14 protein-coding genes are annotated in these 12,052 nt (G+C 70.8%); 7 read left to right on the top strand and 7 right to left on the bottom strand.

Annotated features, from left to right (window positions below; genetic code table 11):
• Positions 1-11: 11 nt before the first annotated feature.
• The 3 genes from ccoG to FL311_RS04935 all read left to right on the top strand — a co-directional run bounded on the left by ccoG (position 12) and on the right by FL311_RS04935 (position 3,561).
• Positions 12-1,433, top strand: a complete 1,422-nt coding sequence (gene ccoG / locus FL311_RS04945; protein ID WP_141323791.1) for a cytochrome c oxidase accessory protein CcoG — start codon at positions 12-14, stop codon at positions 1,431-1,433.
• A gap of 118 nt (positions 1,434-1,551) precedes the next feature.
• On the top strand, positions 1,552-2,916 hold the full coding sequence (gene hemN / locus FL311_RS04940; RefSeq protein WP_228556674.1) for an oxygen-independent coproporphyrinogen III oxidase: 1,365 nt from the start codon (positions 1,552-1,554) through the stop codon (positions 2,914-2,916).
• A 102-nt stretch (positions 2,917-3,018) separates the two neighbouring features.
• Complete coding sequence (locus FL311_RS04935) at positions 3,019-3,561, top strand: peroxiredoxin (protein ID WP_141323789.1); 543 nt, start codon at positions 3,019-3,021, stop codon at positions 3,559-3,561.
• A gap of 63 nt (positions 3,562-3,624) precedes the next feature.
• Here the strand turns inward: FL311_RS04935 and FL311_RS04930 are convergent, their stop codons facing one another.
• From FL311_RS04930 to FL311_RS04920, 3 genes are all read right to left on the bottom strand, one after another.
• Positions 3,625-4,308 (bottom strand): DUF4476 domain-containing protein, encoded by a 684-nt coding sequence (locus tag FL311_RS04930; protein WP_141323788.1) that lies wholly within the window; start codon positions 4,306-4,308, stop codon positions 3,625-3,627.
• Positions 4,309-4,394: 86 nt separating this feature from the next.
• A complete protein-coding gene (locus tag FL311_RS04925; RefSeq protein WP_141323787.1) occupies positions 4,395-5,003 on the bottom strand; it encodes a 2,3-diphosphoglycerate-dependent phosphoglycerate mutase in 609 nt (202 codons plus the stop codon).
• 26 nt (positions 5,004-5,029) lie between these two features.
• A complete protein-coding gene (locus FL311_RS04920; RefSeq protein WP_228556673.1) occupies positions 5,030-5,803 on the bottom strand; it encodes a helix-turn-helix domain-containing protein in 774 nt (257 codons plus the stop codon).
• 134 nt (positions 5,804-5,937) lie between these two features.
• Between FL311_RS04920 and FL311_RS04915 the strand changes: the two genes are divergently transcribed.
• Positions 5,938-6,795, top strand: a complete 858-nt coding sequence (locus FL311_RS04915; protein WP_141323786.1) for an MBL fold metallo-hydrolase — start codon at positions 5,938-5,940, stop codon at positions 6,793-6,795.
• A 10-nt stretch (positions 6,796-6,805) separates the two neighbouring features.
• On the opposite strand, the gene FL311_RS04910 is transcribed toward FL311_RS04915, so the two are convergent.
• From FL311_RS04910 to FL311_RS04900, 3 genes are read right to left on the bottom strand one after another with little or no spacing between them, the layout of a single operon-like run.
• Positions 6,806-7,516: an iron-containing redox enzyme family protein gene (locus tag FL311_RS04910; protein WP_141323785.1), complete on the bottom strand. Its 711-nt coding sequence runs from the start codon at positions 7,514-7,516 to the stop codon at positions 6,806-6,808.
• Positions 7,486-8,406, bottom strand: coding sequence for a GNAT family N-acetyltransferase (locus FL311_RS04905; RefSeq protein WP_141323784.1), 921 nt, complete (start codon positions 8,404-8,406; stop codon positions 7,486-7,488). Before FL311_RS04905 ends, FL311_RS04910 begins: the two co-directional genes overlap by 31 nt.
• Positions 8,403-9,377 (bottom strand): DUF3419 family protein, encoded by a 975-nt coding sequence (locus FL311_RS04900; protein WP_141323783.1) that lies wholly within the window; start codon positions 9,375-9,377, stop codon positions 8,403-8,405. The genes FL311_RS04905 and FL311_RS04900 overlap by 4 nt, the downstream gene beginning before the upstream one ends.
• Before the next feature lie 63 nt (positions 9,378-9,440).
• Here FL311_RS04900 and FL311_RS04895 point away from each other — a divergent pair, with 63 nt between their 5' ends.
• The 3 genes from FL311_RS04895 to FL311_RS04885 all read left to right on the top strand — a co-directional run bounded on the left by FL311_RS04895 (position 9,441) and on the right by FL311_RS04885 (position 11,818).
• Positions 9,441-10,376 carry a fatty acid desaturase gene (locus FL311_RS04895; RefSeq protein ID WP_141323782.1) on the top strand — a complete coding sequence of 312 codons (936 nt, stop codon included), beginning with the start codon at positions 9,441-9,443 and terminating at the stop codon, positions 10,374-10,376.
• Positions 10,369-11,265 (top strand): phosphatase PAP2 family protein, encoded by an 897-nt coding sequence (locus tag FL311_RS04890; protein ID WP_141323781.1) that lies wholly within the window; start codon positions 10,369-10,371, stop codon positions 11,263-11,265. Before FL311_RS04895 ends, FL311_RS04890 begins: the two co-directional genes overlap by 8 nt.
• Positions 11,266-11,419: 154 nt before the next feature.
• Complete coding sequence (locus FL311_RS04885) at positions 11,420-11,818, top strand: hypothetical protein (protein ID WP_223781881.1); 399 nt, start codon at positions 11,420-11,422, stop codon at positions 11,816-11,818.
• 41 nt (positions 11,819-11,859) lie between these two features.
• Here the strand turns inward: FL311_RS04885 and FL311_RS04880 are convergent, their stop codons facing one another.
• Positions 11,860-12,021: a hypothetical protein gene (locus tag FL311_RS04880; RefSeq protein ID WP_153882666.1), complete on the bottom strand. Its 162-nt coding sequence runs from the start codon at positions 12,019-12,021 to the stop codon at positions 11,860-11,862.
• Positions 12,022-12,052: the final 31 nt, after the last annotated feature.

Genomic DNA, 12,052 nt, shown 5'->3' with positions numbered 1-12,052 from the left:
GAACCCACGTCATGGCGACAGCACCTCAACGAGACGGCCCTCCGCGCATCGACCAGTTGTCGTCCATCCACGCGGATGGCTCGCGCAAGGCCATCCATCCCTCGGACGTGAGCGGGCGCTTCATCACGCGCAGGCGGGTGATGTTCGCGGTGCTGCTCGGCATCTACGTGGCGCTCCCCCTGGTGGACGTGGGGGGCCATCCCGCCGTCCACCTGGATGTGGCGGCGCGGCGCTTCTACCTGTTCGGCGCCACGTACAACGCGCAGGACTTCTGGCGCGTGCTCTTCCTGGGCACGACGCTGGGGTTCGGCCTGCTGTTCGTCACCGCGTGGCTGGGCCGCGCGTGGTGCGGCTGGGCGTGTCCGCAGACGGTGTTCCTGGAGGGCCTCTATCGTCCCATCGAGCGGCTCTTCGACGGGCCCCGCGAGCGACGGCTCAAGCAGGAGACCTCACCGTGGACGCCTCTGCGCGTGGCGCGCGCGACGGCGAAGCACGGGGCCTACGTGGGCGTGTCGCTCCTCGTCGCGCACGCGGCGCTCAGCCTCTTCGTGTCCGCGGGCGGGCTGGTGTCGATGGTGTCCAGCGGCCCGGCCACGTCCCCGGTGGCCTTCACCTGGGCCATGGCCGTCACCGGCGCGCTGTACTTCAACTTCGCGTGGTTCCGCGAGCAGCTCTGCGTCGTGGTGTGCCCCTACGGCCGGCTCCAGTCGGCGATGCAGGACCGGGACTCGCTCATCGTCGGCTATGACACGCGGCGGGGCGAGCCCCGGGGGCGGAGGGTGAAGGTGCTCCCCGCGCACGCCGCGCCCCCCCGGGGCGACTGCGTGGACTGCCGCAAGTGTGTCACCGCGTGCCCCACGGGCATCGACATCCGCCACGGCCTGCAGATGGAGTGTCTGGCGTGCGCGCAGTGCATCGACGCGTGCGACGAGGTGATGGACCGGATTGGCCGGCCGCGCGGGCTCATCCGCTACGACTCGCTCAAGGGCCTGGCGGGCGAGCCCCGCCGCATCCTGCGCCCCCGGCTCGCGCTGTACGGCCTCTTGTTCGTCGCCTCCGTGGTGGGCCTGGTGTGGACGCTCGCCCGCCGTGTGCCGTTCGAGGCGAACCTGCTGCGCTTCCAGGGCATGCCCTACCTCGTCGAGGAGGGTCAGGTTCGCAACCAGTTCGAGCTGCACCTGGTGAACAAGAACCCGGAGCCCACCACCTTCACGCTGTCCATCCAGGCGCCGCCGTCCGCGCGAGGCGTGATTCCGCAGTCCCAGGTGAAGCTCGGCTCGCTGGAGAGCTTCCGGGTGCCGCTGTTCATCCTGGCGCCCCAGGGCAGCACCGAGGTGCCGTTCGACTTCATCGTCGAGGTGGCCGACTCCGCGTCGGGCGAGGTGAAGCGGATGGAGGCGCGCTTCCTGGGACCGCCGTCCAAGGCCCACTGAGGCGGCGGACGAAAATCGTGCGCGTCACCCGGGGGCCTCCGCGGATTGTGCGCGGGGCCCGCCGTTCTCCGGGCGCATGAGGTGGCACGCGCCTTGGATTGGGACGAGGGGCATGGACATGCTTCCAGGAGTCCCCCGTCCGTCGCCGGAGCTGCTGGGCCGGTACAACGTCTCCGGGCCGCGCTACACCAGCTACCCCACCGCGCCGGAGTGGCGGCCGGACTTCGGACCGGAGGCGCTGGAGGCCCGCCTGCGGGTCGCCGGAGCGCAGGACGAAGCCTCGCCCCTGTCGCTGTATGTCCACCTGCCGTTCTGCCACAGCCTGTGCTGGTACTGCGGCTGCAACGTGGTCATCAGCAAGGACTCGAGCGCGGCGGACCGGTACCTGGACCACCTGGTGATGGAGCTGTACCTGGTGGCGGAGCAGCTGGGCCCCCGTCGCGCGCTGTCGCAAATCCACTGGGGCGGCGGCACGCCCACGTTCCTCACCGAGAAGCAGCTGGAGCGGCTGTGGACGGAGCTGATGCGCCGCTTCACGCTCCTGCCGGACGCGGAGGTCGCCATCGAGGTGCACCCGTCCGTGACGACGTCGGGACAGGTGTCGCTGCTCCGGCAGCTCGGCTTCAACCGGCTGTCCATGGGGCTGCAGGACTTCGACCCCCGCGTGCAGGAGGTGACGAACCGGCTGCAGACCCCCGAGCGTACGCGGGCGCTGCTGGACCACGCGCGGGAGCTGGGCTTCACCGGCGTGAACTTCGACCTCATCTACGGCCTGCCGTACCAGGAGCCGGAGGGCTGGGCGCGCACGCTGGAGACAGTGCTGGCGATGCGTCCGGACCGGCTGGCCGTCTACTCCTTCGCCTTCATGCCGGACGTGCTCAAGCACCAGAAGCGGATGCCCGCCGACGCGCTCCCCAGCGCGGAGGTGAAGATGGAGCTGTTCCGCGCGGCCTACGCGGGCCTCGTGGGCGCGGGCTACCAGGCCATCGGCATGGACCACTTCGCGGTGCCCGAGGACGAGCTGGCGCGCGCCCTCTCCGAGCGCCGGCTGGGGCGCAACTTCCAGGGCTACACGGTGAAGGCCGCCTCGGACGTGGTGGCGCTGGGCAGCACGGGCATCAGCGACGTGGCGGGCGCGTATGCGCAGAACGTCCGTCCGCTGCCCGCCTACTACGAGCGCATCTCCCGTGGCCGACTGGCCACGGAGCGTGGGCTCTTGTTGACGGAGGACGACCGCAAGCGCCGCGCCGTCATCACCCAGCTGATGTGCAACGCCTGGGTGGACCTGGGCGAAGAGGGTGTGCGCGACTTCGCGCTGGAGCTGGAGCGCCTCCGGACGTTCGAGGAGGACGGGCTGCTGGTGCGCTCGGGCTCGCAGCTGGAGCTGACCGCGCTGGGGCGGCTGTTCGTGCGCAACGTGGCCATGGTGTTCGATGCCCGGCTCTCCCGGGCCGAGCGACCGCGCTTCTCCCGGACGGTGTAGGAGGGCGGGCAGGCGGGCCTCGCGGGCGTCCGCTCCCCTGGCGTGCTCGCCGGGCAATGACCACCTCTTCCTGGCGCCCTCGCGCGCGATGGGGAGGTGGGCATGGCGGGCCTGGAGCGAAGGACGGTTCGACGGGGCCTGAAGGGCGCGTGCCTCGTGGGCGCGCTCCTGGCCGCGACGCTGGCGGGCGCCGCGCTGAAGAAGGGCGAGGTGGTGCCGGCGTTCTCCGCCGAGGACCTGCGGGGTGAGAGGCACAGCAGTCAGGAGTGGCGCGGCCGGCGCACGCTGCTGGTGGTCCTCACCGACAAGGACGGCGGCGAGGCGATGCGGCGCTGGTTCGACGAAGCCGCCGCGCTTGGCGTCCCCGACTCGGTCCACCGCGCCTCGCTGCTCTCCTTCAAGCTGCCCTTCTTCGTGGGCCTGGGGACGGTGCGCGAGAAGGCCCGGAAGAAGGTCCCCGAGGCGGCCTGGTCCGACACCTGGCTCGACAAGAATGGAGACATGGGCAAGCGGCTGTCGCTGCCGTCCAGTCGCATGCCCCATGCCTTCGCGCTGGACGAGCAGGGGCGGGTGCTCGCCGCCGTGCACGGCGAGGTGGGCTCCCCGGAGGCGAAGGCGCTGCTGGAGCTGCTCACGCGGCCCTAGAAAGACGAGGGGCGCCGCGGTGGGATTCCCCGCGACGCCCCGGTGCCTCTTGGATGCTTCGGCTCAGCGCGCGGACAGGATGTCCTGGGCGCGCTTCTTCTCGGTGGAGAACGTGAAGGCGTTGAAGAGCAGGTAGTTGTTCTCCGTGTCGAGGATGCGCGGCTTCACGATGCGCAGGACGTTGAGCTTGTCGTCGCTGAACTGCATGCGCTCCATCAGCCGCAGCACCTGGGAGACCAGCAGGTAGTTGTCCTGGAGGCCCATGGAGAGCACGCGCAGCTTGTCGTCGGTGAAGGTCTCCCGCGAGATGGCGTCGTACCAGCGCTGGAAGGCGCTGTCGCTCATCGGCCGGACCATCGGCTCCGGCGGCGGGGGCGGCGGGCGCGGCATCACGGTGGCGAGCAGCGGGGCCTCCTCGACATGGCGGGCCACGCCGTCGAGCACGTCCTGCGCCTTGCGCACCTTGGCGCGGGTGTCACGGTCGGCCCGGTCCTCGATGTCCTCGAGCAGCTTCTCCAGGCGCGCCAGCCGCTGCGCCAGCTCCTCGCGGCCCACCACCACCAGCGTGCCCGTGGGGTTCTGCGGCGGGTAGTGCTGCCCCGGGTTGTGGCGCGGCGGGTTGTTCGGCGGCTGCGGCTGCGGCATCGGCCGGCCCGGCGGGGGCGGACGGAACTTCTCGGCGGCCGCGTCTTGCGCGAAGGAGGTGGAGGCGGACAGCAGGGCGACTGCGAGCGCGAGGGCCTTCATCGGGGCTTCCTTGTTCGTGTACTCAACATCTCGGACGAGCCGTCCCTCTTCGCATTCATTCCGCCCTGTCGACAAGGCCCCCACCCTCAGGGAGAGGGGGTTCGTTTGGACAGCACCGTCCCCTCGGGGGACAGCTCGTAGAGGAGGGGGACGCCGGTCGCCAGCTCCAGCCCCACCACCTGCTCGCCGGTGAGCTGGTCCAGCTTCATGACCAGGGAGCGGTTGGAGTTGCCGTGCGCGACGACGAGGACGTTCTTGCCCAGGCGCAGGTCGCCGCCGATGGCGCGCTCGTAGAAGGGCAGCACCCGGCGGGCGGTCATCTCCAGGGACTCGCCGTTGGGGGGTGGCACGTCGAAGGAGCGCCGCCAGAGCTTCACCTGGGCCTCGCCGAAGCGCTGGGCCGCGTCCGCCTTGTTGAGGCCCTGCAGGTCGCCGTAGTGGCGTTCGTTGAGGGCCGCGTCGCGGATGATGGGCGGGCGCTGGCCCAGGGCCTCCAGGATGAGCGCCAGCGTCTCCTGGGCGCGGGTGAGCACGGACGTGTAGGCGACATCGAAGGTGAGCCCCTGGAGCGAGCGCGCGGCGGAGCGCGCCTCCTCGCGGCCCTTCTCGGTGAGGGGCACGTCCACGAAGCCCGTGAAGCGGTTCTCGTGGTTCCACAGGGACTGGCCATGACGGACGAGAGCGAGGAGGGGCATGGCCTCCTGCTAGCCCAACCCGGGCGTCACGGCCAGGGGGGCGAGCGTCGCAGCAGGGCCTTGGGGGTGTGTCCTGTCAGGCCGCGGAAGTCGGAGATGAGGTGGGCCTGGTCGTAGTAGCCCGTCGCCGCGGCGATGGCGCCCCAGTCCGGCGCCGTCATCCGCCGCGAGGCCCGGAGGGCGCGCTGCAGGCGCACCACGCGCGCGTAGGCCTTGGGGCCCAGGCCCACCACGTCCTCGAAGGCCCGGCGGAGCTGTCGCTCGCTGACGCCCAGGGCTTTCGCCAGGGCGTCCACGCGGGGCAGCTCGCGCGCCTGGGAGAGGACGCGCACGGCGCGGCGCACGACGTGGGCGGAGGGCGGCTCGAACACGTCACCTCCGCGCAGGCGCGCCTCGAGCGTCTCCTGGAGCACGCCGAGCTTCGCCTCCAGACCCGGGCGCTCGTGCAGCCGTTCGCGAAGCCATCCCCCCGCCGCGCCCCACAGCGTGTCGAGGGGGATGACGCGGTTGGTGAGCTCCCCCATGGGGACACCGAAGAACGGATAGGCCCCCGCGACCTTGAAGCGCACGGCGATGGCCAGGGGTGGCACCTCCGCGCCACCCTTCTGCAGGGGCTTCAGCCGGGTGCCGATGACGTACGCGTCGCCGCGGGTGTCGCCAAGCCGGATGATGAGCTCGGACTCTCCATCGGGGAGGCGGACATAGCCCGGCGCCTGCTCGCCACGGGGGACGGCGCGGAGGCCGCGCACGAAGCTCGCGAGCAGCCCTCGGGGCGCGACCTGGATCGACGGGGAAGCCACCCGGAGAGCATGCGGCACGGTGCTCGGGGATTCAATCCACGGGGGCGCGGATGGCCGATTTCTCCAATCGCCCTCCACGTGCCCTCCCTACCTTGGGAGCACCTCTCGCCGTTCCATTCGAGGAGTGTGTCCCGATGCGAGTCCATCACCTCAACTGCGGCACCCTGTGCCCCGCCAGCGCGCGCTTCGTGCTGGGCGAGGGCGGCCTGTTCACGCGCGCGCGCCTGGTCTGCCATTGCCTGCTCATCGAATCGAACGACGGCCTGGTGCTGGTCGACACGGGCCTGGGGCTCGCGGACATCCAGGACCCGCGCCGGCTGGGCCAGCGCTTCATCCGCCGCAACGCACCCCGGCTGTCGCGGGACGAGACGGCGGTGGCGCAGGTGGAGCGGCTGGGGTTCCGGCGCGAGGACGTGCGGCACATCATCCCCACGCATCTGGACCCGGACCACATCGGTGGGCTCGCGGACTTCCCGCTCGCGAAGGTGCACGTCTTCCGGGACGAGCACGCCGCGGCCATGGCTCCGGTGGGGCGCAGCGCGAAGTTCGGCTACCGCGCCGCGCAGTGGGCCCACCAGCCGCTGTGGAGGCCGTATGACGTCGAGGGCGAGCGCTGGTTCGGCTTCGCCTCGGTGCGCGTGATTCCGGAGCTGGACACGGAGCTGCTGCTGGTGCCGCTGCTGGGGCACTCGGAGGGACACTGCGGTGTCGCCGTGAAGACGGAGGGACGGTGGCTGCTCCACGCGGGGGATGCGTACTTCAGCCACAAGGAGATGCACCCCGTGTCGCCGCGCAGCCCGTGGGGGCTGTCGCTCTTCCAGCGCCTGCGCTCCACGGACAACGCCGCGCGCCTCGAGAACCAGGCGCGCCTGCGGGCCCTGGTGAGGGCGCATCCGGAGGAGGTGAGCGTGTTCTCCGCGCACTGCGCGGTGGAAATGGAGCGTCACGCCCGTGCGCCGGTGTCCTTCGAGGTTCGTGACTCCGCGGCCTGAAGGGGCGGGCTCACGCCCGACGGCGGCGGGCGCGGTGGAGGTCGTCGTAGAGGCCGAGGAAGAGGTGTCCGCCGAGCAGGAGCCCCTGCTGGATGTCCCGCCGGGCCGAGGCGTCGCTCGCGAAGGGCGCGTCGAGCTGGCGGTAGAACCCGTCCGCGTGCTCCTCGTCGAGCGTCGCGTGCGTGGGGTAGTGCACCACCTGGTCCGCCGCGAGCCACCCGCGCGCCACGATGCCCTGTCCCAGCTCCAGGGAGATGCCGCTGAACAGGTCCTCGATGATGCCGAACACGGCGAGCCCGGTGTGCGTGGACTCGAAGGCGGCGATGCCCGTCAGCGCGACGTTGAACTTGCGCACCTCCGGCCAGGACGTGTCGTCGTGGAGCCCGTCGAGCGAGGCCCCGAGCCGCTCCAGCAGCACGAGGAACGTGTGCTCGTGGCCGTGGGAGAGCGTGCCCCGGCCGTGCTCGTCGAAGACGTTCTCCACCAGCGGCAGGCGCAGCTCGGGACGGGGGAGCCGGCTGGCGAGCACGGCCATGGGCCGCGTGAAGTGCGCCACCGCGGCGAAGAACTGACGCTGCGTCTCGACGAAGTCCCCCCGCTCGAAGGTGCCGTCCCGCAGCGCGCGCAGGTACGCGGAAGACTCCCGCGCGTTCCACTCGGCCTTCAGCGCGCCGATGTGGTGGCGCAGGTTCAGATTTCGGAGGAGGGAAGGTGCACCCATGCCGGGGACCCTTTAAGTCGGGTGAGGTCGAGAGAGTAGACGGTGCACGCCGCGTCGGGGGAGACCCCTTGTCCTCGCAGCCAGCGGACGTGGTCCTCCAGGCGCTCGTCGATGACGAAGCAGGCGAGCGACTGGGGGCTGCGCGCGGTGAGCTCCTCGCCGCAGGTCTTGAGGTAGGGCCCCCATCCCCGGGTCCACGCCGAGGGCGGCGCGGCCAGGTGCACGAGCGGCCAGGGGGCTTGCGTCGACATCAACTGGAGGTCCTTGCTCCCGGAGGTGGTGCACCACCCCGCGCCCTCGAGCCGGCGGGTTGGCGCGGGGCCGAGCACCAGCCCCTCACCCCGTGGACACCCGGGCGCGTCCGCCAGTTCCAACGTGGCCAGGCGCGCGGGCGGCGTGAAGTAGAGCGCGAGCCGGCTCTGGGGGCGTCCCAGCCGCAGCGGGTTCCAGCCGCGCGCGGTGCGCATGACGTCGCCCCGCGCGCCCCGCATGGCGGCGCCGTAGAGGAACCGGATGCCGCGCAGGGCGGGGATGCGGAACAGGTGGGTGAGCCCCCGGAGGATGAGTCCTCGGGCCAGCCCCGAGCCTCGCGCGTGGGGCGCCACCTTGAGGTCGCAGATGTAGAACCCGGGCAGGGCGCGGGGGCCCCGGTGGACCTGCCGCAGGATTCCCGTCACCGAGCCGAGCAGCTCCTTGCCGCGCAGGGCCAGCAGGAAGTACGCCTCCCCCATGGACGAGAAGAAGGGGTGGTACTCGGGGCCATGGTCGATGAAGAAGTGGTCGGCGCCGTCGGCGATGGGGTACTCGATTCCGCGCTCCAGCCTTCGCAGCCGCTCGACATAGGGGCCGAGCGTGTCGGGCCGGAGCACCACGTAGCGGATGCCGCTCATGTGCCCGACGTCCGTCGGAACCCGACCTCGACGCGCTCGTAGAACAGGCTGCGGTCCTGGGCCTGGAGCCGCGCGCCGAGCGCGTCGTCGAACTCGAAGGCGGGGGTGAAGAAGCGCCTCAGGTCGCGTTGGTTGTTGAGCTGGCGCAGCAGCACGGCGCAGCCGGGGCGGGCCTTCCGCGACAGCAGCGTGGCCCACGCTTCGACGAGCGTGTCATCGGACCAGTCGAAGATGTTGGACAGGGAGATGACGTCGAAGCGGCCCAGGTCGGGCACGTCCGGCAGCGAGCCTTGCACCAGGCAGACCTGGAGCGGCGCGGTGGCGCGCAGGTAGCCGGGCGCGTCGCCGGGACGGTAGGCGCCGAGCAGCACGTGCTGCAGATACGGATTGCGGCAGGCGTCCTCGCGTCGCAGTCCCCGCTCGAACAGCGCCTGGAAGTAGCCGGGGTAGGAGCCGGGGCGGGCGTGCTGGGTGGCCGCGGGGCCGAACATGGCGTGCAGGAGCGGGTCCGCGAACGCGAGCTGGAAGGCCACGGGCCAGTAGTGGGACGCGAACCAGCCGACGCGCAAGGCTTCGCGCTCCGACTCGGGGACGCCGGGGTCGAAGAACGTGTTGAGCTCGCGCCGGGGCGCGACGAACTCCTCCACGAAGAGGCGCAGCGTGCGGAACAGCCCCTCGAACTCGCCGCGCTGATTCAGCCCCGCGGCGTCGTTGGAGAGCACGTTGAAGTGCTGGGGCGCGGCGGTGCCCAGGCAGCGCGCCTTCTCCTTCACGTGCTCCAGCTGCCTCGGGTTGAAGTCGAAGCCCACCAGCTCGAGCGTGGGGTTGTCCTTCGCCAGCGTCAGCAGGGTGCAGCCGCCGGAGGCGACGGTGAGGAGCGCGCGGGCCCGGGTGTGCTCGATGAGCGCCTGCTCCAGCGCCGGGTCTTCGCGGACGACGGCGAACTTCAGACGGGGGAGAGGTGCGCTCAAGGCCGGGTGGGGGGCGAGGGTTGCTTCGACTCGGAGCGGGATTGTAAGTCATCAGGACGCGCCATGCCCACGCCCTCCGCAGCCCTGTCTCCCCAGTCCCTGCGCGAGCTGGAGCGGGTCGACGCCCGTCATCTGCCCCGGCTCGTCCTGTTCCTCCTGCTCCAGGGTGTGTCTGCGTGGCTCGTCGTCCTGCTGGCGAGGGACGGCGACCCGGTGGCGAGCTGGCTCGTCCGGCTGCCGCTCTACCTGGTCTGTGCCGCCGCGCTGCACGGCATCAGCCTGTTCACCCACGAGGCGGTGCATGGTGGGTTGTCCTCGCGGCCCTGGCTGAATCGACTGGGCGGGATGCTGTGTGCCTGGCCCGTGCTCCAGAACTTCGCGGCCTACAAGGTGTTGCACCTGCGGCACCACCGCGATTTGGGTGGTGGCCTGGACCCCGACCACTACGCGAACTACACGGGGCGGCGCTGGCTGGAGCTGGCGATGCACCTGGGCCGGCTGCTGCTCGGCTATCCCGCGTACATCACGATGATTCCCATCCTGGGCTTCAAGCACGGCACGCCGTCCGAGCGGCGATGGATTGCGTTCGAGGTCGCCATGGTGCTCGTGGCGGGTGTGCTCGCGGCGCGCTTCGTGCCGTGGCAGGTGTTGCTGCATGCGTGGGTGCTGCCCATGGTCATCATCAACACGCTGGTCAACATCCGGGGCATGAGCCAGCACACCTTCCTGACGGAGAATACGCATCCGGTCCGGGGCTCGCGGACCATCCTCTCCAATCCGGTGACGCGCTTCTTCATGTGCAACGAGAACTACCACCTGGAGCACCACCTGTATCCGCGGGTGCCCTGGTACAACCTGCCCGCGCTGCACCAGTCCCTGCGGGCCGAGCTCGTCGCGCAGGGCGCGCCCTTCATCCCGTCGTACTTCTCGTTCGTCCGGGGCGTGCTGAGTGGCTCGCTGATGCGCGAGGCCCGGCGCGCCGCGTCCCCGGATGTCTGAGCGTCCCTTCCTGCACGAGGGGTTGCTCGCGGGCTTCGGGGTCGTGCTGTCGTGTGGGCTCCTCGTCGTCGCGGGAGCGGGCTCGGCGGTCTTCCTCCAGGTGCTCGGCGCGACGCTCCTGTTCATCCTCGCGGTGGTGGGGCTCGCGCGTCTGGAGCGCTGGGGACACGCCTTCCGCGTCCGATTGCTGTGCGCCTATGTGGCGACGTTCTTCTTCTATGCGTCGGTGAAGGACACCCTCCCGGCGCTCGGGCTTCCGACGCGGGATGCCGTGTTGTTCGGCCTGGACGCGTGGGTGTTCGGTGGGAGCACGCCGTCGGTGTGGCTGCAGCGCTGGAGCTCGCCGGCCGTGAACGACGTGTTCAGCGCGAGCTACCTGTCGTTCCACGTCTACCTGCACCTGGCCATGGCGTGGGCGGTGGTGGGCTCGCGGGAGCGCGCGGAGGCGTTCTTCGGTCAGGTCTTCTCCGCCTACGTGCCGGGGCTCGTGGGCTACTACCTGGTGCCCGCGGTGGGGCCCGTGGCGGCGTATCCCGAGCTGTTCACCGTGCCCGTGGAGGGAGGGTGGGCGACGTGGCTGAACGCGGCCGTCGTGGCCCATGGCTCGTCGACCTTCGACCTGTTCCCGAGCCTGCACGTGTACATCACGCTGGTGTTGCTCGCGCACGACAGGCTTGTGCATCCGTGGCGCTTCCGGGGGATGTTGCCGGTGGCGGTGTTGCTCGTCGTCTCCACGCTGGTGCTGCGCTACCACTACGCGGTCGACCTGCTCGCGGGCGTCGTGTGGTTCGTCGCCTTCCGCGCGCTGTATCCGCGACTGCTTCGTGGGTGGGAGTCCTGGCGGGGCGGGAGCACAGTGGAGCCTGCGGTGCTGATTCCGCCGGAGTGACGGAGGCGCGTGCGTCGCGCTGTCACGCGGGTGGCGGAACATTGACGAAATGTCTCGCGCGGCCCGGGCGTTGAGCCCGCAACCCCCTGGAATCTCGCAGGGGGTGGCTTGGAACGGCATGTGAAGAGGAGGGGAGGCAACAGGAGGAAGCCCCATGGCCCGGTGTCGCCCGTCCAGTTCCCGCCCGACTCTCCCCACCTTCACGTTCCTGGAGCACAGCGCGCGCGGGATGCTGCGTCAGGAGGTCCTGGACTTCATCCTCGACTACGGCCTGCGGGTCCGCGCGGCGGGAGCGACGCACGTCACGGTGCTGGAGCGAGACCTCTCGCGGGCCCTGCGCGACTCGTCCCTCGCGCGGCAGGCGCGTGGCTGGATTGTGTTGGTGAGTGACGACGAGCGCCTCCTCACCTGTTACCGCCGCGCGGATGCGAGCAGCTTCCTGCGGCGCAAGTCGAAGCACCGGCTCAACGGTGGGCGGCCTCACCGCGACACGGGCTGGCGCAACGCGGAAGGCCGACGCGGGGTGGGGCGCGCGAGCCACGCCGGGTCATGAGGACGTGGCTGTCGCGCGGGGGATGGCGATGGCCTGGCCACTCAGGGTGATGAGGAGGACGCCAGGCTCGCGACGAAGGTCTCCGCATCCACGGAGATTTCATCAGCGACGACAGGCAACGTCGGATGCCCGCGCCCGTAGTCGAATTCGTGGAAGTACAGCCACGAACAAGGCACCTGGCGGTCGGCGATTCTGCAAAGCATGGGTCCTGCTCCCCTGGGCATGAGGCTGTCT

The organism is Myxococcus sp. AB025B, assembly GCF_006518215.1.
GTDB lineage: Bacteria > Myxococcota > Myxococcia > Myxococcales > Myxococcaceae > Myxococcus > Myxococcus fulvus.
Note: the sequence above shows the minus strand (reverse complement) of the source record. Positions and strands in the feature narration are given on the sequence as shown.

Coding starts and splice junctions, on each gene's coding strand:
- ccoG (WP_141323791.1), top strand. CDS start 12: ATGGCGACAGCACCTCAACGAGACGGCCCTCCGCGCATCGACCAGTTG.
- hemN (WP_228556674.1), top strand. CDS start 1,552: ATGCTTCCAGGAGTCCCCCGTCCGTCGCCGGAGCTGCTGGGCCGGTAC.
- FL311_RS04935 (WP_141323789.1), top strand. CDS start 3,019: ATGGCGGGCCTGGAGCGAAGGACGGTTCGACGGGGCCTGAAGGGCGCG.
- FL311_RS04930 (WP_141323788.1), bottom strand. CDS start 4,308: ATGAAGGCCCTCGCGCTCGCAGTCGCCCTGCTGTCCGCCTCCACCTCC.
- FL311_RS04925 (WP_141323787.1), bottom strand. CDS start 5,003: ATGCCCCTCCTCGCTCTCGTCCGTCATGGCCAGTCCCTGTGGAACCAC.
- FL311_RS04915 (WP_141323786.1), top strand. CDS start 5,938: ATGCGAGTCCATCACCTCAACTGCGGCACCCTGTGCCCCGCCAGCGCG.
- FL311_RS04910 (WP_141323785.1), bottom strand. CDS start 7,516: ATGGGTGCACCTTCCCTCCTCCGAAATCTGAACCTGCGCCACCACATC.
- FL311_RS04905 (WP_141323784.1), bottom strand. CDS start 8,406: ATGAGCGGCATCCGCTACGTGGTGCTCCGGCCCGACACGCTCGGCCCC.
- FL311_RS04895 (WP_141323782.1), top strand. CDS start 9,441: ATGCCCACGCCCTCCGCAGCCCTGTCTCCCCAGTCCCTGCGCGAGCTG.
- FL311_RS04890 (WP_141323781.1), top strand. CDS start 10,369: ATGTCTGAGCGTCCCTTCCTGCACGAGGGGTTGCTCGCGGGCTTCGGG.
- FL311_RS04885 (WP_223781881.1), top strand. CDS start 11,420: ATGGCCCGGTGTCGCCCGTCCAGTTCCCGCCCGACTCTCCCCACCTTC.
- FL311_RS04880 (WP_153882666.1), bottom strand. CDS start 12,021: ATGCTTTGCAGAATCGCCGACCGCCAGGTGCCTTGTTCGTGGCTGTAC.